At 64.4% G+C, this 25,511-nt stretch carries 21 protein-coding genes and 1 rRNA gene; 16 read left to right on the plus strand and 6 right to left on the minus strand.

Translation table 11 applies throughout. The features are described from left to right. Positions 1 to 185: 185 nt before the first annotated feature. Positions 186 to 695, minus strand: coding sequence for a helix-turn-helix domain-containing protein (locus tag AAGA11_18065; GenBank protein ID MEM9604776.1), 510 nt, complete (start codon positions 693 to 695; stop codon positions 186 to 188). Positions 696 to 784: 89 nt separating this feature from the next. On the opposite strand from AAGA11_18065, the gene AAGA11_18070 reads away from it, so the two are divergent. From AAGA11_18070 to AAGA11_18115, 10 genes are all read left to right on the plus strand, one after another. After that, positions 785 to 1,552 (plus strand): hypothetical protein, encoded by a 768-nt coding sequence (locus tag AAGA11_18070; protein MEM9604777.1) that lies wholly within the window; start codon positions 785 to 787, stop codon positions 1,550 to 1,552. Then, a complete protein-coding gene (locus AAGA11_18075; protein ID MEM9604778.1) occupies positions 1,549 to 2,481 on the plus strand; it encodes a patatin-like phospholipase family protein in 933 nt (310 codons plus the stop codon). Before AAGA11_18070 ends, AAGA11_18075 begins: the two co-directional genes overlap by 4 nt. 272 nt (positions 2,482 to 2,753) lie before the next feature. Beyond that, positions 2,754 to 4,904: a hypothetical protein gene (locus AAGA11_18080; protein ID MEM9604779.1), complete on the plus strand. Its 2,151-nt coding sequence runs from the start codon at positions 2,754 to 2,756 to the stop codon at positions 4,902 to 4,904. A gap of 329 nt (positions 4,905 to 5,233) precedes the next feature. Continuing rightward, positions 5,234 to 5,632: an SxtJ family membrane protein gene (locus AAGA11_18085; protein MEM9604780.1), complete on the plus strand. Its 399-nt coding sequence runs from the start codon at positions 5,234 to 5,236 to the stop codon at positions 5,630 to 5,632. An 11-nt stretch (positions 5,633 to 5,643) separates the two neighbouring features. After that, positions 5,644 to 5,796, plus strand: coding sequence for a DUF5989 family protein (locus AAGA11_18090; protein MEM9604781.1), 153 nt, complete (start codon positions 5,644 to 5,646; stop codon positions 5,794 to 5,796). A gap of 2 nt (positions 5,797 to 5,798) precedes the next feature. After that, positions 5,799 to 7,637: a carbamoyltransferase gene (locus AAGA11_18095; GenBank protein ID MEM9604782.1), complete on the plus strand. Its 1,839-nt coding sequence runs from the start codon at positions 5,799 to 5,801 to the stop codon at positions 7,635 to 7,637. Continuing rightward, on the plus strand, positions 7,624 to 8,736 hold the full coding sequence (locus tag AAGA11_18100) for a hypothetical protein (protein MEM9604783.1): 1,113 nt from the start codon (positions 7,624 to 7,626) through the stop codon (positions 8,734 to 8,736). The genes AAGA11_18095 and AAGA11_18100 overlap by 14 nt, the downstream gene beginning before the upstream one ends. Positions 8,737 to 8,918: 182 nt before the next feature. Then, complete coding sequence (locus AAGA11_18105; GenBank protein MEM9604784.1) at positions 8,919 to 11,243, plus strand: mechanosensitive ion channel family protein; 2,325 nt, start codon at positions 8,919 to 8,921, stop codon at positions 11,241 to 11,243. Between the two features lie 229 nt (positions 11,244 to 11,472). Beyond that, entirely contained in the window at positions 11,473 to 12,951 is a 1,479-nt protein-coding gene (locus tag AAGA11_18110; protein ID MEM9604785.1) for a methyl-accepting chemotaxis protein, read from the plus strand. A gap of 74 nt (positions 12,952 to 13,025) precedes the next feature. After that, the gene (locus AAGA11_18115) at positions 13,026 to 13,712 is read left to right on the plus strand and encodes a S4 domain-containing protein (protein MEM9604786.1); all 687 of its coding nucleotides are present in this window, start codon (positions 13,026 to 13,028) and stop codon (positions 13,710 to 13,712) included. Between the two features lie 73 nt (positions 13,713 to 13,785). Here AAGA11_18115 and metG read toward each other — a convergent pair whose 3' ends face one another. Beyond that, on the minus strand, positions 13,786 to 15,816 hold the full coding sequence (gene metG / locus AAGA11_18120; protein MEM9604787.1) for a methionine--tRNA ligase: 2,031 nt from the start codon (positions 15,814 to 15,816) through the stop codon (positions 13,786 to 13,788). 155 nt (positions 15,817 to 15,971) lie between these two features. Here metG and apbC point away from each other — a divergent pair, with 155 nt between their 5' ends. The 4 genes from apbC (at position 15,972) to rppH (ending at position 20,311) form a co-directional block, all read left to right on the plus strand. Beyond that, on the plus strand, positions 15,972 to 17,057 hold the full coding sequence (gene apbC, locus AAGA11_18125; GenBank protein MEM9604788.1) for an iron-sulfur cluster carrier protein ApbC: 1,086 nt from the start codon (positions 15,972 to 15,974) through the stop codon (positions 17,055 to 17,057). Positions 17,058 to 17,273: 216 nt separating this feature from the next. Further along, entirely contained in the window at positions 17,274 to 19,172 is a 1,899-nt protein-coding gene (locus AAGA11_18130) for a galactose oxidase-like domain-containing protein (protein MEM9604789.1), read from the plus strand. Positions 19,173 to 19,202: 30 nt separating this feature from the next. Continuing rightward, on the plus strand, positions 19,203 to 19,769 hold the full coding sequence (dcd, locus tag AAGA11_18135; GenBank protein MEM9604790.1) for a dCTP deaminase: 567 nt from the start codon (positions 19,203 to 19,205) through the stop codon (positions 19,767 to 19,769). A gap of 44 nt (positions 19,770 to 19,813) precedes the next feature. Next, positions 19,814 to 20,311: an RNA pyrophosphohydrolase gene (gene rppH / locus AAGA11_18140; protein ID MEM9604791.1), complete on the plus strand. Its 498-nt coding sequence runs from the start codon at positions 19,814 to 19,816 to the stop codon at positions 20,309 to 20,311. 7 nt (positions 20,312 to 20,318) lie between these two features. On the opposite strand, the gene AAGA11_18145 is transcribed toward rppH, so the two are convergent. Further along, entirely contained in the window at positions 20,319 to 20,747 is a 429-nt protein-coding gene (locus tag AAGA11_18145; GenBank protein ID MEM9604792.1) for a CopD family protein, read from the minus strand. A 6-nt stretch (positions 20,748 to 20,753) separates the two neighbouring features. Further along, positions 20,754 to 21,266, minus strand: a complete 513-nt coding sequence (locus tag AAGA11_18150; GenBank protein ID MEM9604793.1) for a TlpA disulfide reductase family protein — start codon at positions 21,264 to 21,266, stop codon at positions 20,754 to 20,756. A gap of 177 nt (positions 21,267 to 21,443) precedes the next feature. Here AAGA11_18150 and erpA point away from each other — a divergent pair, with 177 nt between their 5' ends. After that, positions 21,444 to 21,806: an iron-sulfur cluster insertion protein ErpA gene (erpA, locus tag AAGA11_18155; GenBank protein MEM9604794.1), complete on the plus strand. Its 363-nt coding sequence runs from the start codon at positions 21,444 to 21,446 to the stop codon at positions 21,804 to 21,806. Between the two features lies 1 nt (position 21,807). Here the strand turns inward: erpA and AAGA11_18160 are convergent, their stop codons facing one another. Continuing rightward, positions 21,808 to 22,920: an anhydro-N-acetylmuramic acid kinase gene (locus AAGA11_18160; GenBank protein MEM9604795.1), complete on the minus strand. Its 1,113-nt coding sequence runs from the start codon at positions 22,918 to 22,920 to the stop codon at positions 21,808 to 21,810. Position 22,921: 1 nt separating this feature from the next. Then, complete coding sequence (locus AAGA11_18165) at positions 22,922 to 24,541, minus strand: peptidoglycan DD-metalloendopeptidase family protein (protein MEM9604796.1); 1,620 nt, start codon at positions 24,539 to 24,541, stop codon at positions 22,922 to 22,924. 540 nt (positions 24,542 to 25,081) lie between these two features. On the opposite strand from AAGA11_18165, the gene AAGA11_18170 reads away from it, so the two are divergent. Next, positions 25,082 to 25,511, plus strand: a 16S ribosomal RNA gene (locus AAGA11_18170); the annotation flags it as partial.

The raw sequence follows: 25,511 nt of genomic DNA on the forward strand, positions 1-25,511 counted from the left end.
GCTCGACCAGAACCCGTCGACCGAAGGGTGTCAATCGGGCATTCTTGTGGGTGTTCATCCGGGCCTCTTTGGTGTGTTGGACGTAGACACCCAACAGCATCGAGCAAGGGGCTCGGATGAACAACCTACTGAAAGATCACAACTAGCCCGGCACGACGTGCGCCACTCGGCTCACCCGCGCCCGACTAGCGCGTGTTGGCCGCGGTGTACTCGGCAAAGCGCTCGGCGACGATGTCGGGCGGGGCATCAAACCCCGGCCCCGGGCACGGCACGAGCTTGCGGGTGTCGAGCACGGCGCCTGTGGTGGCGTCGACCACGAGCGGTACGACCCGCTCGCCCGTGTCGCGGTCACGCAGTTCGATCGGGTGCGCGCCGTCGCGAAAGAACCAGCGGTCGCCGAACGGCATCACCGCCATCAACACGGCACAGGCGTCGTGGCCCTTGTCGGTGAGCACGTACTCGAAGCGGGCGGGCTTGTGTTGGTAGGCAACCTTGTCCAGCAGGCCGGTGGCAACCAGGTCGGCGAGCCGGCGCGTCAGGATGTTGCGGCTGATGTCCAGCCAGCGCTGCAGTGTGTCGAAGCGCGTGTTGCCGTAGAGGCACTCCCGCAGGATCAGCGGGTTCCACCAATCCCCGAGCACATCCAGCGAGCGCGCGATCGGGCAGGGGGCCGTGTCGAAGCGTTTGCGTTCCATGGTCCGAGAATAGCGAGTTGCGTAATAGAACTCAAGTTGCTAGGGTATTGACAGTTCCAATATAAAACCCACTAACGCTGAGGTCCGCCATGCCGGCTTACACGCTGCTCGACGCCCACCCGCTCTCGATCATCATCGTCACGGCGGCGATGCTCGTGACGCCGCTCTATCTCCTGTGCACCTTCGTCTTCAGTGGGGCATCACCCCGTCGCGGACTGGCGCTCGGCGGTGTTTTCCTGGTCTGGGGTGCTCTGATGACCTGGGTGTGCCTCGCACGGGTGCCGCAGGCACTCGGGCCGGCGGGCGCGCTGATCATCCCGGTGTGCTGGTTGATACCGTCGGTGCTGCTGTGGCGGTTCCGAAACTGGGTACTGGCTGAACCGCTGTCGCAGCGTTGGTTGGTCGGATTGCAGGTCTGGCGCGTGATCGGCGGTGTGTTTCTGATCGAGTACGGGCGCGAGAACATCCCGGCCGTGTTCGCCTTTCCTGCCGGCATCGGCGATCTGGCTGTCGGCGCGCTCGCGGTCGCGGTGTTGGTGCTCTACCGCCACCGCGCCCAGCTGCCCGACACCGCTGTGGTGCTCGTCCTGGTGGCCGGCGTCGCGGATTTCGTCAGTGCCTTTTTCTTCGGCTATTTCAGTTCTGAGGGTCCGGTGCAGCTGTTCTTCCCGGAGATCCGCAACAACACCCTGATGTACCCGACCGGGCTGATCCCGCTCTTTTTGGTGCCGTACGCGATCTTCTTCCACACGCTCTCGTGGTTGTCGCTGCGCCGCGAGACGGTTGGGTCTGGCGCAGCCGTTTCCCGTGACGTTGGTACTGCGGCAGCCGGGTCGACGGCCGCAGAGGCCCGGTGAGTCGCGGTCGGGGCGGCATGGCGGCGCTCGCGGTGTCGCTGGCGCTGCTGTCGGGCTGCCAGCCATTCAACTACACCGCCCCCGATGCCCCCGCGCCGGTGGCTGTGGTGCCGCGCCTTGACCCAGCGCCCCGAGTGGCGCTCGTGCTCGGAGCAGGTGGCCCGCGCGGCTATGCCCACATCGGTGTGATGCGCGTGCTGGAAGCGGCGTGCATCGAATTCGACCTGGTCGTCGGCACGAGCGTCGGGTCGCTGATCGGCGTGTTCTGGGCCGGCGGTTTCAGTGCGGCGGACATCGACGCTCGCTCGAGGACGGGTGGTCCGCTGACCCTCTTTGACCCGTCGTTGTTCGCAGACCGCGGTTGGATCCACGGGCGGAAACTGCAACGCTATGTCAACACCGAACTTGGCAATCGGCCGCTCGAGGCCCTGCCGCGCAGCGTGGTCGTGGTGACCACCCACCGCGGCGACAAGACGCCACGCTATATCCTCAACGGCAACAGCGGTGTGGCGGTGCGCGCTTCGAGTGCGGTGCCCGGCATCCTGTCGCCGGTGGGCATCAACGGCGTTGAATTCGAGGACGGCGACGTCGCGGCGCCGCTCGCGGTCTCCGCGGCGCGCGACGCCGGTGCCGCCTTTGTCATTGCCGTCAACGTCTACCCGAAGCCGGACTCGGTGCCCGATGGCGCCAGTTCGCGTGTGCGTGCGCAGGTCGAGCGGCGAGCCCGCCAGACGGCAGATCAGGCGCGACAGGCGGATTTCGTCATCGACGCAGAAACCCCGTTTGCGGCCAGTCCGCGTCGTGCCTTTTTCGAGGCAGCGCGGGAAGCGGGCGAGCGGGTGGCCCGGGCTCGGTTGCCGGCCCTGCTGGCGGCCCTCGATCAGCATGCGCCCCTCGGCGATCCCGACTGCGCTGTCGAGCCGGGCTGAGGGGCGCCACGTGGCAGCGCGCTCACGGGTGTCACCGGCACGCTTCCTGCCCGCCTTAGGGGCTGCAGCCCGCTGCCGGAATCGAGGTCGGTTCCGCCGTAGGGGTTTGCACCGGTTGTGCACAGCGACACGGTGACCGTACTGTGCCGCACGCGTGGCTGAATGAAAGGGTGGCATCCCGTGTCTCACCCGGTCGGACAGCCGAACATTCACTGGGCGCCCAAGGACACGTCGATCAGGGCGCCCCGGCTGTGGCAGCAACAGGGTCTCGCATGCGCGCAAACATCGGTGGCGGGCGTTTCGCCCGCGGAGTGTCGGCATCCGCCGTGGTGCTGTTGGCCACGCTGTTCAGTCAGGCCGCACGCGCCGACCTGGACGTTTTGACGCAGGGCCTGTTCGAAACCGCCACGGTGGTCGTCAGTGCGTCACGTGGCCTGGGTCGTGGGGCGAGTGGCACGCTCGCGTACCGGGAACGCGGTACCGAGCGGTTTCAGGCGGCGCTTCCGTTCACGCAGATCGACCGCCACAACCTGTCGACCAGCCTGTTTCACCTCAAGCCCGCAACCGAGTACGAGTTGCAAATCGACGTGAGCGGTCACGATCCGGTGCGTGCCACCGTCACCACACTCGCCGAGTTCCGCATGCCGTCGATGGCCTGTGACCGCTCGCTGGAGGGTGGCGACGACATCGGTCGGGCGGTGCGCGCGCTCGCCTCCAAGGCCGGCCGTGAGACGGTGCAAATCTGCCTCGGTCCGGGCGAGTACGCGCCGTTCGCGGTCGAGGGGCTGATCGCCCAGCGCGACGCGCCGTTCATCATCCGGGCCTTGGACCCCGACAACAAACCGGTCATTGACGGCCGGTTCACGACCGAGCGCCTGGTCGACCTGCAGAAATCCGCCAACGTCTGGTTTGACGGCCTGGTGCTGCAGGGCATGACGCCGGGCGGCGCGGACGGCGGCATCGGCTTTCGGCTCGACACGTGCCGCGGCATCGTCGTGCGCAACAGCGTGATCACCGGCAAGGGTCGCTGGGGTGTGCTCATGAACCGCTGCTTTCAGTTTCCGCCCGGGCACGGGGTCGAGAACGACGCGAACCTCGTCGAGCTTAACGCGATCAACGGGCTGTACAACGCGGTCCAGTTCGACAACAACGACCACGTAACCGGCAACGCGGTCGGCATGGGCCTGGTGGTGCGAGCCAACACAGTTGAGGGGGGGTTTGACAACTTCCGGCACTGTGGTGACGAGGATGCCGCGCTCGCCACGTCCGAGCGGGTTGATCACTACTACCGCCTGACCGGCTGGGCCGGTGCACAAACCGCAGTCAACATCGATGTCTACGACAACGTGATCGGCTCGGCGCGCGACGACAACGTCGAGGTGGACGGCGTCTGCTCGAACTACAAGTTCTTTCGCAACCGCATCACCGGTGGGTCCGCCAACACGATCAGCGTCGCACCCCTGGCGCCCGGCCCCAACTACTTCATCGGCAACACCTTTGACCGCGTGACACCGCGGCAGTCCTTCGTCAAGTTCAACACCGTTGGCGGCGAAGACGAGGGCATTGCAACGCGCAACGTCTTTTTCTACCACAACACCATGGTGCGTGACGGCGGTGGCCCGGCACTGAACCTGTGGTGGGGCCACGACGAGCACAGCCAGCCGATCAAGAACGTGGCGTTCAAGAACAATGTCATCATGTCGACCGCCGACAGCCGGCTTACCGACGTCAAGATCGGGATCTACCACATCGAAAACCCGACCTTCGACTACAACCACTGGTTCACAACCCGAACCGGCGGCGGCGTCTTCGAATGGTTTGACCGCGGTGACGCCGTGGAACTGAATCGCTTTTCGGATTTCAAGCGGATTGCCCGCGTGGAACCCAACGGTGCGTTTGGCAATCCGGGTCTGTACACCTCGCTGAAGCCGGTTGACGGCAGTCCTCTGGTGGATACCGGGGTTGTCATTCCCGGCGTCAACGACCGCTACAAGGGCGGCGGACCGGACAAAGGCGCATCGGACGTGTTTCACCTCGCGTCGCGGATGACGGCCCCGAAGCCGGCCGTGCCGCCGCAACCGAAGCAGGTCACCACCGGTCTGCCGGCCGAACTCTGGAGCCGCGAACCGCGACAAACCGTGACCGTCGAGGTCCAAAAGCCGCAGGCGGCCACGCGAGCGCGCGTCTACCTGACAGTGCACGACGCCGAAGTCCGCGAAGAGGGACGCATGTCGATCAACGGGCGCAAGCCGTTCACGCTTTTTGGCGACCACGCCAAAGGTGCCAACAACGAGAGCACGGTCCGGATCGGTTTCGAGACCAGCGCGGGGTGGTGGCAGGACGGTGTCAACACCCTGACCTTCGAACACACCTCGACCAGTGGGTTCACGGTCTACGGCGTCGACGTCGAATTCCTGCAGTAGCACGGGCCTCGTGCAGCGCGGCGTCGGCCATCCCGGCACGGGCACCGTGCTAACCAACCACGACTGGTCCAGCGCAGATCGGTGATCTGCGCTGACGCACCCTCGAGCCGACGAATTGTCCAAGTTTGCGCCCGGCTTTTGTGTCCTTCGTCACAGTTTCCACACCGGTTCGCTGGCACGTTTAGCCCCGATCTCAGCCGTTTTTTGTGCACTGGTGCGCACGCCGGTGTGACCGTCTCTGGCGGCCGCTGGCAGGTTGGGTGTCGGACACACCGATCAACGGTGCCGAGACAGCGCACTCGTACGTCGACACGTCGTGAGGACACGTTGTGAACACAACCCCGGAGTTGCCGACGAACCGACGGTTCGGGGCGTTTTTTACCACGGTCTTCGCCGGTGTGGCCGCGTACTTCTGGCTGACCGACGGCCGTGTCGGTGCGGTTGTGGCGCTCGGCGTCGCGGGTCTGCTGCTGATTTGCACGCTCACGAAACCCGATCTGTTGTTGCCACTCAATCGCCTCTGGATGCGCTTCGGGCTGTTGCTCGGCGCGATCGTCAGCCCGATCGTTCTCGGCATCGTGTTTTTTCTGTTGTTTACACCGGTGGCGCTGGTGATGCGTGTGGCCGGTCGCGATGAGTTGCGCCTGCGGCCGCGGCGTCTGGCGTCCTACTGGACGCTTCGCGAGATCGACGCGGATCGACTCGATGCGTTCAAGAACCCCTTCTGAGAGAGCCTGACATGTTCGACGTGCTTGCCGAATTAGTCACCTTCCTGCGTGTGCGCAAGAAGCTCTGGCTGGCACCCCTGGTGATCGTGATGGTGATCATCGGCGGCTTGCTGGTCATCGCCAAGGGCTCCGTGGTTGCACCGTTCATCTACACGCTGTTCTAGCGATGGTCATTCTCGGCATTTCGGCGTTTTACCACGACAGCGCGGCTTGCCTGGTCCAGGACGGAGAGGTCGTCGCGGCGGCGCAGGAGGAGCGCTTCACGCGGAAGAAACACGACGCCGGCTTCCCGCACCACGCCGTGCGATTCTGCCTGGCGCACGCGGGTCTCGAGCCGTCCGCGGTCGACGAGGTGGTGTTCTATGAGAAGCCGTTTCTGAAGTTCGAGCGTCTGCTGGAAACCTACCTCGCGTTCGCGCCGCGCGGATTTCGCAGTTTTGCTGCAGCCATGCCGCTGTGGGTCAAGGACAAGCTGTTTCAACGCAAGCTGCTCACCCAATCGTTGGACGAGGCGCTCGGTGATCAGGTCGACTGGTCAACGCGCCTGCGGTTTTCGGAGCACCACCTGTCGCACGCAGCGAGCGCGTTCTTTCCGTCGCCATTCGAACGCGCGGCGGTTCTGACACTGGACGGGGTGGGGGAGTGGACGACCACCTCGCTCGCGGTTGGCCACGGTCGCGAGCTGAGCGTGGTCAAGGAGTTGCATTTCCTGCACTCCCTCGGCTTGCTGTACTCCGCGTTCACCTACTACACCGGCTTCAAGGTCAACTCCGGCGAGTACAAGGTCATGGGCCTCGCACCCTACGGCAGGCCGGTCTACGCGGATACCATCAAGAACACACTGCTGTACGTCGCCGAGGACGGCAGCTTCCAGCTCGACATGCGCTACTTCGACTACGCGACCGGGCTGACGATGACCAACGCTCGCTTCGACGCCGTGTTCGGGGGACCGCCACGGAAACCCGAGTCGCCGTTGACCCAGCGCGAGATGGACCTTGCCGCGTCGATCCAGGCTGTGACCGAGGAGATTGTCCTGAAGCTGGCCCACAGCGTTGCGCGCGAAACCGGGGAGCGCAACCTGTGCCTGGCTGGCGGCGTGGCGCTCAACTGCGTGGCCAACGGCCTGCTGCACCGCGCGGGGGTGTTCGACGGGCTCTGGGTCCAACCCGCTGCTGGTGACGCCGGCGGTGCGCTTGGCGCAGCGCTGGCTGCCTGGCACATCGACCACGGTCAACCGCGGCAGCCGCCAGTGGAGCGGGATGCGATGCGTGGGGCGTACCTCGGGCCCGAGTACAGTGACGACGATATCGCCGCGGAACTCACTGCGTGCGGCGCCCGTTTCCACCGCTGCGGCGACGACGAGACGCTGGAGCGCATCGCCACGGCCCTCGCCGAGCAGCACGCGGTTGGTTGGATGCAGGGTCGGATGGAGTTCGGCCCGCGCGCGCTCGGTGCGCGCAGCATCCTCGCCGATCCGCGCTCCCCTTCCACGCAAAAACAACTGAACCTCAAGGTCAAGTACCGAGAGAGCTTTCGCCCGTTTGCGCCGAGTGTGCTGCGCGAGCACGTGGGGCAGTGGTTTGACCACGACAGCGACAGCCCGTACATGTTGTTGGTGGCTGACGTGCACCCCGACAAACAGCACCCGATCCGGGCCGAGCACGAACAGCTGTTCGGCATCGAGAAACTCAACGTGCCGCGGTCCGACGTCCCGGCGATCACCCACGTCGACTGCTCGGCGCGGATCCAGACGGTGCACGCCGACACGAACCCGCGCTACCACGCGTTGATCTCCCGTTTTCACGCCAAGACCGGCTGCCCGCTGCTGGTCAACACGTCGTTCAACGTTCGCGGGGAGCCGATCGTGTGCACGGCCACGGACGCGTTCCGGTGTTTCATGGGCACCGAACTCGACGTGCTGGCGGTTGGGAACTGTGTCTTGTTCAAGGCCGAGCAGGACGAACGACTCCGGCTCAACTACGAGACCGCGTATGAGCTGGATTGATCGGCTGCGCGGTGCGGTGTTCACGCGAGACAATGCCATAGTCGGCGCCGTAACCTGGGTGTTGCTGCTGGGTGTGAACGCCGCGCTCGTGTACACCTCACCGTCTTTTGCACACCGCTTGCCGTTCGACATCGTCCGGTTGATCTCGCCCTGCTACCGCAGTTTCATCTACCTCGATCCGAACCGGGCGTCCAACACACCTCGCTTCGAGGTGGTGCTCGGCGACAGCTTCGCCGAAGGCGGCGGGGACGAGTGGCTGTCATCGGACCCCCGCTACGGCTTGTTCAACAAACTCGAGCCGACCGACGGCCGTCAGTTCATCAGCTTCGCGCGCAGCGGCTACGGTGCGATTGGCACGGTGACCGAGGAGCGGCGATGCCGACGCATGCTCGAACACGCCACCGCGCTCGGCTTCTCCCGCGATGCGGTGTCGCACCTGACGTTCGTGTTTTACGAGGGCAACGACCTCAACGATGTATTGAGAGAGCAGAACCACCGCTCGAGCGAGGCAAAGTACACGGCGCGGTTTCTGATGCCGGTGTTTGACTACGTGTATCAGAAGTTCCGATCTGGACGCGCAGCGTTGCCAACACGCACGGCGGGCAACAGCGCCTCGCCGCCAGGGTACCCGCGCAGCGCGTCTGGCATCCTGTTCGGTGATTTTCCGCAGTCCGCAGCGCTGGAGCTCTCCAACGACGAGATCGACCAGGCCCTGGACGCGCTGTTCGGCAGCCTCCAGACGGTCGCGTCGAGGTACCCGGGCCGGCAGTTGCAGTTTCTCTATATCCCGGCGGTGGCAAGCAGCTACGACTTCCGCGGCGCGCTGAGGACGCAGAGTTACGCTGGCTTGCCGTTCTTCCCGACCACGGGTGACGCCAACACGCGCCGCCACGAGACCGTGCGCGAGCGGGTGTTGACCGCGGTTGCGGCCCTTGGCTGGCGGTTCTGTGATGCCAGCCCGGCGTTGCGGGTGGTGACCGGGGCGGGCACGCCGGTGCACGGTCCGCGGGACTGGCAGCACCTGAACAAAAACGGCTACCGGGTACTCGCCCAGCGATACGCCGACTGCTTCGGTGGCGCGCAGCCCAGCGACGCGTGAGTCCCGCGCAGCGCCCCGGTCGCCGTGTCGCCCCACCGGGGGTCCGAGCCTAGGGGAAACCCCTGGGTGAATTGCGCCAGGCAGGTGTCGGTGGTAGTGATGGGGCATGCCACACGGTACCGCGTGATCAACACCTCGCCGCGGGTTGCAGGTTTGCCGTGGTCCGTTTCAGAGGAGGGTTCATGGCGCGTGTCGAGCCGGTTCGCGGATACAACGAAGGGGGTGTGGCGCACGTCTGCACAGCGTCGGTTCAGGCCCTGCTGCTGTGCCTGCTGCTGTGCACCTCGGGCGTGGCGTGGGCACAGAGCGCGGCGGCCTTGGCGATCTCTTCCGCCGAGGCACGTGGTGTGGACGTCGTCTTGCCGGCGCAGCTGCCAGTGGGCGAGGTCGATGCCCTGGTTGCGCCACTGACAGACAACCAGACCCGCCAGCTGTTGCTCCAGGCCTTGCACGAGCGGGCTGCCGCAATCGCAACAACCACGCGCGACAGTGCGTCAGAGGGGGGCTTGTCGCGCGTCCTCGAGAGCCTCAGGGCGGGCTCGGCCAATGCGATTGCCAGCGCCGCAGCCTTGTCCGACACCGTGCCGAGGTTGGGTGATATCGTACAGCACGCCTTCATCCTACTGACTGATTTGCAAGGGTGGTCACGTATGGGTGTTGGCCTGGCGAACCTCGCCTTGATGGTGCTGGTTGGCCTCGTTGCAGCCCACGTGGTCGGGCGCGTGTTGCGGGGCTTTTTCCGCCATGCCTCAGGCTCCGACGAGACCGAAACCGTGTGGTTTCGTGTGGTCGCGCTGAGCGTCAGGGCGCTGCCCGAGTTGGGCCAGCTGCTCGCCTTCACCGTGGCGGGCCGAGTGGTGTCGCTGCTCTACTTCGACCGCTTCGACCCCATGCGGCTTTTTCTGATCGGCTGGTTCAGTGCATTGACGAGCGCTGGCGCGGCGCTTGTGCTTGCGCGGCTGCTGTTCGCGCCGAATGCCAGCGGACTGCGTCTGCCCCGGCTGTCTGACCGGACAGCGCGGAGCGTGGCCTCGTGGTTTGTGTCCGTGGTCTTTGTCGCGGCCTTCTTTGCATTGAACGCTGGCATGTTTCTGTTGCTGGCGGTGCCGGCGGTGCTGGTGTCGGTGTGGGAGATCATCGGTGCCGCTCTGATCACCGGCGTGACGCTGCTGACGTTGCACCGGGGTCAGATCGACGCCGATGCGCAGCTGGACACCACTGCGCGCACGGGAACGGGGGAAACCGCGTTCTCCGTGTCGAACCACATCGGCCTCGTGGCGACCGGCGTCGTGCTGTTGTTCGCCGTCTGGGCGGGCCGCACGTTCGCCGGGGAATCGCGTGAAGCGGCAGCTGTGGTGGTGGCGAGCCTCGCGTTTGCGGCGGCGTGGTACGTGCGCCGAGTCATCTTGCGGGCGCGTGCGCATGCCGCGGCCTCCGGTGCAGCGGCGCACACCGACGGGGCACTCGCCGGTGTTTCGATCGGCCTGGTGGCGCTCGGCGGTGTTGCGCTGGTTCAGGCGGTGCTGATCGACCTGGTCGCGCTGGCCGCGACACCGCTTGGCCGTGAGGTGACCGGGGCGCTGTTGAGGGTCGCGGTGACCTTGATGGTGGCCAGCGTGATCTGGACGGTGCTCTCGCGAACCCTCTCCCGCTACATCGAGCGGGAGCACGCTCGGGCGGTCGAGGACAGCGGCGACGCCTCCAGTGACGGCGAAGGCGGTACGCACATCGTCGAGTCTCGCCTGGGCACCCTGCTGCCGCTCTTCCGCGGGTTCGCCCTGACCGTCATCGCGATCATCACCTTCATGATTGTGCTGTCGTCTTTCGGTGTCGACATCGGCCCGCTGTTGGCCGGTGCCGGGGTTGTCGGCATCGCGCTCGGTTTCGGTGCCCAGGCGCTTGTCAAGGACATCATCTCGGGCATCTTCTTTCTGATCGACGACGCGTTTCGGGTTGGTGAGTACATCGAATTCGGCGAGTACCGCGGTGAAGTCGAACGCATCTCCATTCGATCGATGCGCCTGCGCCACCACCGGGGCGCAGTGCAGACCATCCCGTTCGGTGAGTTGCTCGTGGTGGTCAACCACAACCGGGACTGGGTGATCTACAAGCAGGAGTTCCAGGTGCCGTACGAAGCCGATATCGAAAAGATACGCAAGATCGTCAAACGCATTGGCCTCGCGTTGCTCGACGATCCGGTGCACGGCCCGAATTTCCTGGCACCGTTGAAGTCGCAGGGCGTCCGGCGTGTGGAGAACGGTGTGCTGGTCATCTGCACCAAGTTCACCTGCAAGCCACGCGAACAGTTTCTGTTGCGCCGGGTGGTGTACCAGCGCGTGCGCGACGCGCTCTACGAGAACGGCATTGCACTGGCGCATCGGCGCGTGCAGATCGAATTGCCCGACGGCTCGCAGCCGTTGGCCGAGGACTCGCAACGTACGATCACCGCCGCGGCGGAGGCGGTGGTCGAGGGCGACGTTGACACGGCCGGGGCGAAGGCACGTTGACGCACTGCCGACCGGTGGTGACAGGGCTGTATAATAAGGGGAGCCTGTTGCCGACGCAGGTGCCGACCGTGGCGTGTCACCGGTGTTACTGTTTGCGCACACGCGAACATGTGTGCGTGAAACCGGTTCAGTATTTCGTCTCGTGGGCGATCTGAGCGGATAGGGACGGATGTCAGCGCACGGACGCGCCTCGCCATCCGCTGTACAATTGGACGTACGAGTGAGCCCGATGCCGAAGAGAACTGCGCTGGGAAAATGGACCGGCGCCGCGCGCAGGACGCCGCGTGAACACCGAGCCGTGTCAGCCGTGCTCAAACGGATCGCCGATTGCGATCTGGACGTGCCCAGACGGGAGCTCGACGCCGTGTCGAGTGCCGATGTGCGTGCCACGCTGCTCACGCTGGTGGGCAACATCAACGCGGTTGTGCGGCAGACCAAAAGCCGCACCAACAACATCGAAGCTGCGTTACCGAAAATCAGTGCACTGGCGGGCCAATCGAACGAGTTCGCCGGTCTCATGGCTGAGCTCAAGACCGAGTTCGCCTCCTTGCGCGAATCGATCGACCTCAACCGCGACCTGACCTCGCGGCTCTACCACCTGGTCGAAGACGTCGAACGTGCGGCGCAGACCGGGCGTGCTGCGGTGGCCGATGTGGTCAACTCCATGAGCAGCATTGCCGAGCACGCCGGCAGCATCGAGCAATTCAGCGACACGATCGATCAGATCGCCTTCCAAACCAACCTGCTGGCCATCAACGCCTCGGTTGAGGCGGCGCGCGCGGGAGAGCGCGGCAGCGGCTTCGCCGTGGTGGCCAACGAGGTGCGGGAACTGGCCAAACGTTCGGCCGTTTCGGCCCGGGAAATTTCGTCGAGTATCGACAAGTCCAAGCAGAGTATCGAGGACGGGCGCGCGTCGGTTCGGGGCGCGAACGACTCGATGGGTCAGATTGAAGAGTGCGTGTCTACGCTGACCTCGTTGATTTCGCAGATGGGCAGCTCCAGCGACGCACAGTCGAACCGGTTGTCCGATGTCGATCAATCCCTGGTCGACCTGCACGGGTTCGGCAACCGGTACGAGGACATGGCAACGCAGGTGAAGGCGGTGTCGGACGAGCTGGCGCTCGATGCGAATTACCTCGCGAGCACGGTGACAACGTTCAAGCCCACCACGTCCGAGTTCACCGACCCCTTTCACGAGCACGTGCTCGACATTGCCAAGGAGGCCTCCCCGGCGATCGGCGCGGCACTCGAGCGCGGGCTGGCCAACCGCATCTACAGCGAGGACCAGTTGTTCGAACCCGTCTACGAATTGATACGGGCGACAGACCCGAAGAAATACAAGACCCGCTTCGACGACTGGTGTGACAACCACCTGCCTGCGATTCAGGAACCGATTCTGGACCTTGACGAGCACATCGTGTTCGCGATCACCGCTGACCGGTCCGGCTACGTGCCGACACACAACCTGCGGTTCAGCAAACCGCTGACCGGTCGACGCACCCTCGACATTGTCGGCAACCGCACCAAGCGGGTGTTCGCTGACCACGTCGGGCGGACGGTCGGGCGGCACGAACAGCCGCACATGTTGCAGATCTACCGGCGCGACACCGGCGAGATCATGTTCGACATGTCGGTGCCGGTGTACGTGAACGGCCGGCATTTCGGCGGGTTCCGTGTCGGCTATCGGTTGAGCAGCAACGACCGCTAGCGCGGTCGGGCGGGGCACGGGGTGGATCGTGTATCCTAGCGCGCCAGATCGGGTTCCTGTCACCGCCTCGCCCCATGCGTTTAAGCAAGTTCCTCTCGCTGTGTGTTGCGATGAGTCGAAATCAGGCCAAGTACTTCGTCCGCCGAGGCCGCATTGCCGTTGACGGCACGGTGGTCATTGACCCCGAGTTCGACGTGGCCGACGGCAGTCGAGTGACCTTTGACGGCAAACCGATGTCGATCGCGGGCTTTGAATACATCGTGTTGCACAAGCCGCTCGCCTTCGGCTGCACCACCCGAGACACGGCACACCCGTCAGTGCTGGCGCTGCTCGAAGACCGTGCCGGGGACCGCTATTACTACTATGCGAACCTGCTGGGCCCCGAGGTCACCGGGCTGGTGTTGCTCAGCGACGACGCACGTTGGACCCAACGAATCAAGCGGCGGCTGGAGAAGAAGCCCCGCGTCTACCTCGCGACGACCTCGCGACCGGTCGAACCGGACCAGCTGGAGGCCCTTCGAGCGCGAGTTGGGTCGGACACGCAACACGGCGACTCACCGGTGCTCGACGTGCGCGGGCAGGGAGACACCACCCTGGCGGTGACGATGCGGCAGGCCAGCGTGAACTGCATCGAGGCGCTGCTCGCCGGTGTCGGGCTGTCACTCGACCGGCTGCACCTGCAGCAGCTGGGCAGGCTCGGTCTGGGCGACCTGCGCGAAGGGGCGTACCGGGTGTGTGGCGAAACGGACATCCGGATCTGAGGCACCCGCCCGGCGCGCGGTGCGAACCGGTACTGCCTTCCGCTGTCGTCCCGACGTCCCGCGTCGATTCAGTTCACTTCACTCGCATGCCGGGCTTGGCGCCCGAATCCGGGTTCAAAATATACAATTCTGTCCCGCCCGGTCCAGCGGCCAGGACCATGCCCTCGGAGAGCCCGAAGCGCATCTTGCGTGGCGCGAGGTTCGCGACCATGACCGTGAGTTGTCCGGTCAGGGCATCGGGCTCGTAGGCTGCCTTGATGCCGGCGAATACCGTCCGACGCTCGCCGCCGAGGTCGAGTGTCAAGCGCAGCAGTTTGTCGGCGCCCTCGACGGGCTCGGCGGCGACGATCTCGGCGACGCGCAGGTCGACGGCGTCGAAGGCCGCGTAGTCGATCGTGTCCTTGACCGGGTCGTCGGCCAGGGGACCGGTTGGTGACGGCTGCGCTTCAGCCGCCGCGGCCGCCTTGGTCGATTCGATCAGCGCGTCGATCTTTGCCGGTTCGATGCGGGACAGCAACGGCTTGAACCGGTTGATGCCGTGGTCGAGCAACGGGTGCTGCGCATCCTGCCACTGCAACGCGTCGGTGTTGAAAAAGGCGGCGGTTTTTTCCGCGAGCTCAGGCAGCACCGGGGCAATGTAAACCGCGAGCTGGCGGAACAGGTTGAGCCCCAGCGTGCAACTCTGGTGCACCTCGTTCAGGCGCGACTCGTCCTTGATCGCAACCCAGGGCTCGGCCGCGGCGATGTACTCGTTGGCGGCGTCGGCCAGCGCCATGATCGCGCGCATCGCGTGGCCGTAGCGGCGTGCTTCGAAGTGCGCGGCGAGGGTGTCAGCCGCGGCGGCAGCGTCGGTGAACAGGGCCGTGTCAGGCAGCTCACTGGCGAGTTTGCCGTCGAAGCGCTTGCTGATGAAGCTCGCGCAGCGGCTGGCGATGTTGACGAGTTTGCCGACCAGGTCGCTGTTGCAACGTGCAACGAAGTCACCGAGGTTGAGGTCGATGTCGTCGACGCCGTCGGACAACTTGCTGGCGAAGTAATACCGAAGGTATTCCGGCTCGAGGTGCTCGAGGTAGGTCCGTGCCTGGAAGGCCGTCCCGCGCGACTTTGACATCTTCGCACCGTCGACGGTCAGAAATCCGTGGCAGAACACCGCATTCGGCAGTCGCATGCCGGCGCCTTTGAGCATGGCAGGCCAGAAGAGCGTGTGGAATCGTGCGATGTCGTTGCCGATGAAATGGTAGAGCTCGGTGGTCGAGTCCGGCGCCCAATGCCGCTCGAAGTCATCACCGGTGCGGGCACACAGGTTCTTGTGACTCGCGATGTAGCCGATCGGCGCGTCCAGCCAGACATAGAAGTACTTGCCGGGGGCGTCGGGAATCTCGAAACCCCAGTAGGGCGCGTTGCGTGAAATGTCCCAGTCGCGCAGGCCGTCTTCGAACCACTCCTGGATCTTGTTGACGGTCTCGGGTTGCAGTTGATCGTTGGCGAGCCAGCTGCGGAGCGTGTCCTCGAAGTCGCTGACCTTGAAGTAGTACTGCTCGGAATCCCTGAGCACCGGGGTCGCGCCCGAAACCATGGACCGTGGGTTGATCAGATCGGTGGGTTCGTAGGTTGCGGCACAGACCTCGCAGTTGTCGCCGCGCTGGTTTTCCGATTTGCAGTTCGGACAGGTGCCCTCGACGTAGCGGTCGGGCAGAAACATCTCCTTTTCCGGGTCGTAGAGCTGCGCGATGGTGCGCACGCTGATGTGTCCGTTGTCGCGCAAGGCACGGTAGATGCGCTCTGCGAGCTCGCGGTTTTCCGCCGAGTGCGTGCTGTGGAAATTGTCGTAGCTCAGCAGGAAGTCGTCGAAATCGGCCTTGTGCTCGGCGTGGTAGCGGTCGATCAGTTGTTGCGGTGTCAGCCCCTCTTTCTGGGCGCGCAACATGATCGGTGTGCCGTGGGCATCGTCGGCCCACACCCATTGCAGCGAATGACCCCGCATGCGCTGAAAGCGCGCCCAGATGTCGGTCTGAATGTACTCGACCATGTGGCCGAGGTGGATCGCACCGTTGGCGTAGGGCAGGGCGCTGGTGATCAGGATCTCACGCGGGGCGTGCGGCATGGTGGTGCTCGATTGGGGTGTCGTGGACAACCCCGTAGCTTACCGCCTGGGGACGGTGTGCTCCACACAAGCGGCGCGAACACCCACGCTAGACGCTGATTGGCCTGCTCCAGTACTCTGGAGAGTCCCGCCCCGTGACGAGCCGAGCACCCCTCATGCTGACCGATGCCGTGATCCGCGACCACCTGGCCGACCTGGCGGTGCCCTACCTCGACCAAACGCTCGCCGAGGCCGGGGCGCTCAAGTCGGTGTCGGTCGACGGTGACCGCGTCAGCGTCAACGTCGCGCTCGGTTTCCCCTGCGGCGGGGCGCACGCCGCGTTCATCGAGACGATTGCGGAGCGGGTGCGTGCACTGGAGGGCGTCGCCGACGTGGTCGTCGCCGTCGACACGCGCGTCCAGGCGCACGCGGTGCAGCGCACGCTCAAGCGCTTGGAGTCGGTGAAGAACATCATCGCCGTGGCGTCGGGCAAAGGCGGTGTGGGCAAGTCGACAACTGCCTGCAACCTTGCCCTCGCGCTCGCGGCGGACGGTGCTCAGGTCGGCATTCTGGACGCCGACATCTACGGCCCCAGCCAGCCCCGAATGATGGGCGTCAGCGGGCGACCGGACAGCCCGGACGGCAAGACGATCGAGCCCAAGCTGGCCCATGGCGTTCAGGTGATGTCGATCGGCTTCATGGTGGACGACGACACGCCGGTTGTCTGGCGCGGGCCGATGGTGACCGGTGCGCTGCAGCAGTTGCTGAACGAGACCAACTGGCAGGCGCTCGACTACCTGATCGTCGACATGCCGCCGGGCACGGGTGACCTTCAGCTGACGCTCTCCCAACAGGTGCCTGTGGCCGGTGCCGTGATTGTCACAACACCGCAGGACATCGCCCTGCTCGACGCGCGCAAGGGCCTCAAGATGTTCGAGAAGGTTGAAGTGCCCGTACTCGGGGTGGTCGAGAACATGTCTGTGCACATATGCAGCGCGTGTGGGCACAAGGAGCCGATCTTCGGCGAGGGCGGTGGACAGCGCATGGCGTCCGACTACGACGTGCGTTTCCTCGGTGGGCTCCCGCTCGACATTCAGATTCGCGAGCAGGCCGACGGCGGTGCCCCCACGGTGGTGGCTGACCCCGACGGTGCCATTGCCGATTCGTACAAGGCCATTTCGCGCGCGATGAGCGCAGCGCTGTCGCGCCGAGCGCGGGATTTCAGCGCGCGTTTTCCGAAGATCGTGATCGAAAACACCTGAGCAGCGGAACCTCGGCGTCCGTGTGGCCGAACACGGCTGTCACCAACGCTCGAATTTCGATCTGCACACTTGTGCGTGCTTCGGGGTGACGGTATCTTGACGTGAACACGCGGGTGGGGCATAACTCCAACACTGCGGTATGTCATATGAATCGTCGCGTTGGGCCAAGCTTGTCATACTGGCCCCGATGGATGGAATCTGCGAGCTGGGTCCGTTGTGGAAGTGTTAGCGCAAGTGGTGCAAACAGGGCGGGTGTGTCTGTGCGGCGTGGTCGCCGCGGGCACGCTGTTCGGCAACGTGGTGGCGGCCAACCCCGCGGAGGTCGGTGCCTGGGGTGCGAGTATCGCGTGGCCCTTCGTGCCGGTTTCGGCCCTGCAACAAGCGGACGGCACGGTGACCACCTGGGCGTCAAACGAGGTGGATGCGTTTCCCACCGCGGACCAGTTCACCTACGCGGCCTCGTTTGATCCGACCAGCGAACGCATCGTCAACCTGCCGAACCGGCGACACGACATGTTCTGCGCCGGATCGTCCATTCTGGCCGACGGCACCGTGCTCGTGGCTGGCGGCAACCCCGCGCTCAGGTTGACGAGCCGACTCGACGGCGACACGTGGCTCGCCGAAGACAACATGGACCACGCTCGCTGGTACGGCACGGTGGTCACCCTGGCCGAGGGCGACGCCTTCGCCACCTTTGCCAAGCGGGCTGGCTCGAACTCGGAGCTCTGGCAGCCCGGGGTGGGCTGGAGCGGTTTGCCGCGCGCGTCCATGGCCACGCTCGAACGCGAACAGAACATCATGAACAGCGCCGGTGGCACGGGCACCAGCGGCCAGTGGTTCGCGTTCATGCACCTGGCGCCGAACGGCCGGGTCTTTCACGCCGGGCCAACGCCGACGATGCACTGGTTCGACACCGGCGGATTGGGCGGGGTGTCGGCGGCAGGGACGCGGCTTGGCGAGAACCGCGTGCGCCAGTTCGGCAGTTCGGTGATGTACGACGAGGGTAAGTTGCTGCTGACCGGCGGCGGTGACCAACGCTTTTCACCATCGTCCACGGCGTCCGCGCTGACCATCGACATCAACGGCGCAGCGCCGGTGGTGCGATCGGTCGCGAACATGGTGCGGCCGCGCACGTACCACAACAGTGTGGTCATGCCGAACGGCGAGGTGTTTGTCGTCGGCGGCAACCAGACGGGCATCCAGTTCAGTGACGGTCAATCGGTCATGACGCCCGAGATCTGGAACCCCGATTCGCGGCAGTGGCGCGCCATGGCCAACCACCGCGTGCCCCGAAACTACCACTCGATCGCCGTGCTGTTGCAGGACGGCCGTATCCTCACGGGCGGGGGCGGGCTGTGTGGCCCTCGGTGTGGCGTGAACCACCCGAACGTCGAGATCTTCTCCCCGCCGTACCTGTTCGGCAGTGACGGTACCCCAGCCTCGCGCCCGACCATCGAATTCGCCGGTGATCAGGCACGCTCAGGTGGCAACCTGTTCGTCAAGACCGCGAGCCCCGTCAACGGGTTCAGCATGGTGCGCCTCGGCAGCACGACACACTCGAACAACTCCGACCAGCGCTTTCTGCGCGTGTCGGCCACGCCGCACACCGACACGGTTTACGAGCTCGCCGTACACGCCAACCCCAACGTCATCGTGCCCGGTCCGTGGTGGCTGTTCGCGCTCGACGCCGACGGGGTGCCGTCGACGGGGCATGTGGTCAATGTGGCTGTCGGCCGCGCGGATGCCGTGGCCCCCGCCCTGCCGACCTACGCCGACCGCGCTGACGCGGTGGGCACACCGGTGTCACTCGACCTGCTCGACGGCGTGGGTGGCGTGGTCAGCGTCGACGTGGTCGGTTTGCCCACCGGTCTGCAGGCGACCGGCGGGCGCGTTGAGGGCAACCTGCAGCGTGAGGGTCAGTTTCCGGTGTCGGTGTTTGTCGAGTCGGCCGGGCGCACCACGCACGCGCGCTTCCTGTGGCAGGTCAGCCGTGACGGTGTTGTCACGGCAGCCGGCGACACCGCTGGGGGTTCGGGTGGGGGTGGTGCGCTTTGGCTGCTGGCACTGGCCCTGATTCCAGTGTCTGCTCGGCGGAGGCGTCGGCGGGTGTCGTGATACCATCGCGGTTTTGCCTGGACCAGCGCGGTGAGCATCAAGTCTGACAACTGGATACGGCGTCAAGCCGAGTCCCACAGCATGATCGAGCCGTTCGAAGCGACGCAGGTGCGCGAGGTCGACGGTCGAAAGGTCGTGTCCTTCGGCACGTCGAGCTACGGCTACGACGTCAGGTGTGCCGACGAATTCAAGATTTTCACCAACGTCAACAACGCGATTGTCGACCCGAAGGAGTTCGACGCCGGCTCCTTCGTCGACTTCAAGGGCGATTCCTGCATCATCCCGCCCAATTCCTTCGCCCTGGCGCGCACGGTCGAATACTTCCGCATCCCGCGCTCGGTGCTGACAATCTGCCTCGGCAAGTCGACCTACGCCCGCTGCGGGATCATCGTGAACGTGACGCCGCTCGAGCCGGAGTGGGAGGGGCATGTGACGCTGGAGTTCTCCAACACCACACCGTTGCCCGCGCGTATTTACGCCAACGAAGGCGTGGCACAGATGTTGTTCCTGGAGTCCGATGAGGTCTGCGATGTGAGCTACGGTGATCGTGCAGGCAAATACCAGGGCCAACGTGGAGTGACCCTGCCGCGCACATGAACTGACGTGGACATCCGTGCGGAAGATGTGTATTACAGTACACCATGATCGATTCAAGCGGTTACCGACCGAACGTCGGGATCATCCTGTCCAACACCCACCGTCAGGTCTTCCTCGCGCGCAGATGCGGCCAGAACGCCTGGCAGTTTCCGCAGGGTGGCATCGACATGGAGGAATCGCCTGAAGAGGCGATGTACCGCGAGCTCTACGAGGAAACCGGGTTGCGCCCGGGCGACGTGGAGATCATGGGTCGCACCGGTGAGTGGCTGCGCTATAACCTGCCCAAGCGCTATGTCAGGCGCAACCAGCACCCGGTGTGCATCGGCCAGAAACAGATCTGGTACATGCTGCGGATGGTGTGCCCTGAAACGCAGGTGAACCTCGCCACGACCAGCCACCCCGAGTTCGACCACTGGCGTTGGGTGAGCTACTGGGCGCCGATTCGCAAGGTCATCTATTTCAAACGGCGGGTGTACCGCGAAGCGCTCAAGGAACTTCGGCCCCTGGTGTTCCCTGTGGACGAAGCTGCCGGCGGTAGCTGAGCCAAACTCAGAACGGCTTCACGACTGCCAGGATAACGATCGCAATCAGGAACAGGGCCGGCACTTCGTTGAAGAAGCGGTACCACGTGTGCGAACGCGTGTTGTGGTCGGCGGCAAAGACCTTCACCAGGTGACCGCAGTAGAAGTGGTACGCGATCAGGAAACTCACCAGCACCACCTTGATGTGCAGCCAGGTCGCATCGAGCAGCTTGTCGGTCGGCAGTTGCGACGCGAGAAACAATCCGAGCGTCACGGTCGCACCGCCGCCGATACACATCATCACGTAAAGCTTGCGCTCCATGATCTTGAAACGTGCCAGCGTGATTTGGTCGCTTGCCGGGGTCAGGGCGTGGTGGACAAACAGTCTCGGCAGATACAGCAATCCTGCGTACCAGCTCACGACGGCCACCACATGGAATGCCTTGATCCAGAGCACGCCGGCTCAACCCGCGTGGAGCATCGATTCGATCTTGTTGTGCAGCAGGTCCATGTCGAGCTCGCCGATCTTGTGGAAGACAATCTTGCCGTTGGCGTCGACCAGGAACGACGTGGGCGTGAGCGAGACATCGCCGAAGGCCTTGCCGATCCGGCCGTCCACGTCCAGTGAAATCGGGTAGGGCACGGCCCGCTGACGGGTCAGCTCGAGCACCTGGTTGGGTGGGTCGTAGTACATCGCCACGCCCACGATCTCAAAGCCGTCATCGTTGAAGGTCTCGTAGAGCTCGGCCAGGTGTGGCATTTCAGCAACACAGCCTATGCAGGTCGTGGCCCAGAAATTGACTAACAGAGGCTTGCCCCGCAATGCCGTGATGTCGACCCGTTGCCCCTCGAGTGTGGTGAAGGTGACGTTCGGCGCGGCCCGCGCACCGGTGGGGGCCAGCCACAGCCAGGCTGCGGCGAGTACGACACACCCAAGGGCGAGGTAGGTGAAACGATCGCGGGAGAGTTTGGTCATAGTCAGTTGTGTCGTGAAAAAAAGGATACGACGCGATAGGGACTCGCCACGGGCGCGTCGGTTCAAGCCGGCGGCGTCGGGGCATAGACTAGCGTGTAGGCGTCTTGACCGTCATCTACACTGTCGGCAAGAATACCCGAGCCATTTACTCGGTTATTGAACAGCGGAGGGTGTGCCATGAGCGCGGACGCGGTGGGGCAGGCCACAGACGACGACGGCTTGGTGTTTACAGAAGCCGCAGCGGGCAAAGTCAGTGAGTTGATCTCCGAGGAGGGCAACCCGGAGCTCATGCTGCGTGTGTTCATTTCCGGGGGTGGCTGCTCGGGTTTCCAGTACGGGTTCACGTTCGATGAATCCATCCAGGACGGCGACACCGAAGTGGTCACAGCCGGCGTGAAGTTGCTCATCGACCCCATGAGTATCCAGTACCTCGGCGGCGCCGAGATCGATTACACCGACGGTCTTGAAGGGGCGCAGTTCGTGATCCGCAACCCCAACGCCGTGACCACCTGCGGTTGCGGGTCCTCCTTTTCGGTCTGACTCAGACCGCCTCTGGCGGCAGGTAGAGCCCGCCGAGCGGCGTCGCAGCGCGCGCGCCCGTGACACTCGGGCAGTTGGCAGGCACGCCGGCCAACCGCTGCCGAGCGAGCCACGCCATCAACAGCGCCTCCACCCAGTCGCCGTCCACGCCGTGGCTGTCAGTGGGCACGACTGCGCAGTCGACGTGGGCTCGCAGTCGTGCCATCAGCGCGGCGTTGTGCCGACCCCCGCCACAGACCAGCAGTTCAACGCAATTCGGCAGCGCCTGTGCGAGAGCGTCGGTGACGGTGGTGGCGGTCAATTGCACCAGCGTTGCAAGCACATCGGCGTGCGCGAGGTTCCGTGTGCCGATCGCCGATTCCAGCCAGCCAAGGTGAAATTGCTCTCTGCCTGTGCTCTTGGGCGGTGACTGTGCGAAGAACGGGTGGGATCGAAGTTGGCGCAGCAGGGTGGCGTCGGTGGCACCGCTGGCAGCCAGCTGCCCGTCGGCATCGAAAGCGGTGCCGAGGTGGGCAGCACACCAGGCGTCCATCAGGGCATTTGCCGGGCCCGTGTCGAACCCGGTGATCGGGGCGCCGTCCGTGGGCAGCAGGGAAAGGTTGGCGATGCCGCCCAGGTTGAGCACCGCGCGCGGCGCCGTGTCGGAGGCGAACAGGGCGGCGTGCAGGGCCGGCGCCAGCGGTGCACCCTGGCCGCCGAGTGCAATGTCGGCGCGCCGCACGTCCGCCACAACCGGCACGCCGGTGGCCACTGCCAGCCGTGAGGGGTCGCCGAGCTGCACGGTGAAGGGCGGGTCGGCGGTGGGCGCGTGGTAGACCGTCTGGCCGTGAAAACCGATCGCACGCACGTCTGTGGGTGCGATGGTGTGGGTCGATAGCAGCGCAGCGACGGCTTCGGCGTGAGCGCTCGCCACCTGCGCGTCGAGCGCGAAGAGGTGGTCGAACTGTGCGCGGCCCGCCCGAGTCAGGGCGAGCAGATCGTGTTGCAGCGCCGCTTGCAAGGGCTGCGAATGCGTCGCGACGATGTGTGGGCGGCCGTGTTGCCAGTGTGCAGCGACTGCGTCGATTGCATCGACGCTGGTCCCGCACATCAGGCCTACGTAGAGCCCATCCACATCAGTCTGCAAGTGCGACCGTCGGCAGTTGCAGGGCGTTGAGCGCGTAGCGCGGCTGCTCGCTCTGCGCCTTGAACCGGGCGAGTTCGGTCTTGGGCAGCGATTCCGCGCCGGGGAACTCGACGGTCTGAGGATCCTTGTGTTGGCCGTTGACGCGAAACTCATAATGCAGATGCGGCCCCGTTGCAAGCCCGGTCTTACCCACGTAGCCGATCACCTGGCCCTGTTCTACCCGATCACCCAGCTTGAGGCCCTTGCGAAATCTCGACATGTGTGCGTAGAGCGTCGAATACTTGCGACCGTGTTGCAATATGATTGTCTTGCCGTAGCCGCCCTTGCCGCCGATGAAGGTTACCTTGCCACGGCCCGTGGCGAAGATGGGCGTGCCGCTGGCAGCGCCGTAGTCGACGCCCTTGTGCGCGCGGATGGTGTTGAGCACCGGGTGGCGGCGGCGCAGGTCGAATTTCGATGTGATTCGGACGACTTCGAGCGGGTTTCTCAGGAACTGCTTCTCCAGAGAGCGGCCGTCTTCGGTGTAGTACGCGCCCTTGTACCCGTCGCGGTGGTAGAAAAACGCGCGGTGCGCCTTTGCTCTGCCGCTCAGTTCAACCGCGACGACCCGGCCGGTGCGTTTCATGTCGCCGTCGGCAAACAGGCCTTCGTAGACGATCTTGAAGGTGTCGCCCGGTCGGATGTCCATGGCGAAGTCGACGTCCCACTTGAAGATATCGGCGACCTGCATGATCAGTGCGTCGGAAACGCCCGCATTCGACGCTGCGAGGAAAATCGAGTTCTCGATGCGCCCTGCAGCTTGCATGAGGCGTTTGTCGAATCCGAGAGACTCTTTCCGGGCGATGAAGCCGTCTGCGCTGCGCGATGTTTTGAGGCGGTGTTCCTTGTCAAGCTCGTAGCTCAGCGAGAGCAGTTCACCGGCGGTGCCGAGTTCGAACACCAGTTGCTCACCGGGGCGCAGACGGTTGAGTTTCTCGGTGACATCTGTGGTCTTCAGGAGCAGCGAGATATCCTGTTGCGGAATGCCAAGGCCGTCAGCGATGTCACTGAAGGTGTCACCCGATCGCACGGTGATTGTGGCAATCTGGTTGCCGGAATCCAGAGTTGCGATCTGGTCACGTGGTTCGGCATCCACGGGTTCGATGGCAGGTGCCTCTGGTGCTGTCGTCTCGACCGTCGCTGCCAACTCGCTCGGCAGCGGTGCCGAGGCTGGTGCCGGGAGAGCGGCAACCAGGGTGCGTGCCCGGCTCTCGGCAGTCAGTGCGCGCAGGCTTGCCATACGGAGCAACCGCGCGGCTTCGTCCGGCAGCGCGTTGCCTGCGCCAAGAGGTGTGATGGACGGTTCAGCCACTGGCGCACGCCCATCGGGTGGCTGGTCGAGCGAGGCATCCTCGGCGGGCATTCGCACCTGCGGGGGTGAGAAGTAGGCATATTGAATGGTCAGCGGCGTTTGCTCGACAGGCGCGTGTGCGTCGAATGTCGGCTGCGGCAACCACCCTTGTTGGAAAGCAGCGCCGAGCGCGGCGGCGCACGCCACGACGCCGAGTGTCACCAGAGCCAGACCGCGGAAGCGAGGCGTTTCCTGGCGGGGGTCGGTTCGGACCGCCATCGGACGGGAGGCTGTGTTACCCCGTCGCGTGTTGAGGATGCGGGGGCGGGGGCGTGATGGGGTTCGAATGGTCACGTTGCTCAAGGCCCGGCAAGGCGTTCTGGGCAGCAGTCTGCCCGGTTGGGACGTCACATCCCAATTAGTTTCGCATCTCAGGGCTCAGAAATCAATGATATCAATAGGTTGCAGGGGGTAGTTCCTGCGACATCTGAGCCAACGCAGGCTGGAACGTAAAAAGTTGTCTGCAGCTATTGACGTCCGCGTTTCAGAACGTATACTTCCGCCCTCGCTTCGTGACGCGGTCGGCATTTCAGAGGCCGCAGCGAAGGGGTTGACACCGAGATTCGATGCCAGTAACATGGTCGGTCTTGGTTGAAACAAAACCGCTCTTTAACAATTAGTGACTAGATAGCTTGTGTGGGCGCTCTTGTCATTGGGTTTGTGCCAAATGATGAAGCGACCATAGTGATTGAAAAATCACTTAGTCAGGAAGCTCTCATCAGCAAAGCAATTCGGGTGGCTCGCCATCCAAAAAACTTTGAACTGAAGAGTTTGATCCTGGCTCAGATTGAACGCTGGCGGCATGCTTTAGACATGCAAGTCGAACGGTAACAGCAGAAGCTTGCTTCTGGCTGACGAGTGGCGGACGGGTGAGTAACGCGTGGGAATCTGCCTATTAGTGGGGGACAACTCGGGGAAACTCGAGCTAATACCGCATACGCCCTACGGGGGAAAGCGGGGGATCTCCGGACCTCGCGCTAATAGATGAGCCCGCGTCGGATTAGCTTGTTGGTGAGGTAATGGCTCACCAAGGCGACGATCCGTAGCTGGTCTGAGAGGATGATCAGCCACACTGGGACTGAGACACGGCCCAGACTCCTACGGGAGGCAGCAGTGGGGAATTTTGCACAATGGGCGCAAGCCTGATGCAGCCATGCCGCGTGAGTGAAGAAGGCCTTAGGGTTGTAAA

The sequence above is a fragment of the Pseudomonadota bacterium genome (assembly GCA_039196715.1).
GTDB lineage: Bacteria > Pseudomonadota > Gammaproteobacteria > CALCKW01 > CALCKW01 > CALCKW01.

Coding starts and splice junctions, on each gene's coding strand:
- apbC (MEM9604788.1), top strand. CDS start 15,972: ATGCTGACCGATGCCGTGATCCGCGACCACCTGGCCGACCTGGCGGTG.
- AAGA11_18065 (MEM9604776.1), bottom strand. CDS start 695: ATGGAACGCAAACGCTTCGACACGGCCCCCTGCCCGATCGCGCGCTCG.
- AAGA11_18150 (MEM9604793.1), bottom strand. CDS start 21,266: ATGACCAAACTCTCCCGCGATCGTTTCACCTACCTCGCCCTTGGGTGT.
- AAGA11_18095 (MEM9604782.1), top strand. CDS start 5,799: ATGGTCATTCTCGGCATTTCGGCGTTTTACCACGACAGCGCGGCTTGC.
- rppH (MEM9604791.1), top strand. CDS start 19,814: ATGATCGATTCAAGCGGTTACCGACCGAACGTCGGGATCATCCTGTCC.
- AAGA11_18115 (MEM9604786.1), top strand. CDS start 13,026: ATGCGTTTAAGCAAGTTCCTCTCGCTGTGTGTTGCGATGAGTCGAAAT.
- AAGA11_18090 (MEM9604781.1), top strand. CDS start 5,644: ATGTTCGACGTGCTTGCCGAATTAGTCACCTTCCTGCGTGTGCGCAAG.
- metG (MEM9604787.1), bottom strand. CDS start 15,816: ATGCCGCACGCCCCGCGTGAGATCCTGATCACCAGCGCCCTGCCCTAC.
- AAGA11_18080 (MEM9604779.1), top strand. CDS start 2,754: ATGCGCGCAAACATCGGTGGCGGGCGTTTCGCCCGCGGAGTGTCGGCA.
- AAGA11_18165 (MEM9604796.1), bottom strand. CDS start 24,541: ATGGCGGTCCGAACCGACCCCCGCCAGGAAACGCCTCGCTTCCGCGGT.
- AAGA11_18070 (MEM9604777.1), top strand. CDS start 785: ATGCCGGCTTACACGCTGCTCGACGCCCACCCGCTCTCGATCATCATC.
- AAGA11_18105 (MEM9604784.1), top strand. CDS start 8,919: ATGGCGCGTGTCGAGCCGGTTCGCGGATACAACGAAGGGGGTGTGGCG.
- erpA (MEM9604794.1), top strand. CDS start 21,444: ATGAGCGCGGACGCGGTGGGGCAGGCCACAGACGACGACGGCTTGGTG.
- AAGA11_18100 (MEM9604783.1), top strand. CDS start 7,624: ATGAGCTGGATTGATCGGCTGCGCGGTGCGGTGTTCACGCGAGACAAT.
- AAGA11_18110 (MEM9604785.1), top strand. CDS start 11,473: ATGCCGAAGAGAACTGCGCTGGGAAAATGGACCGGCGCCGCGCGCAGG.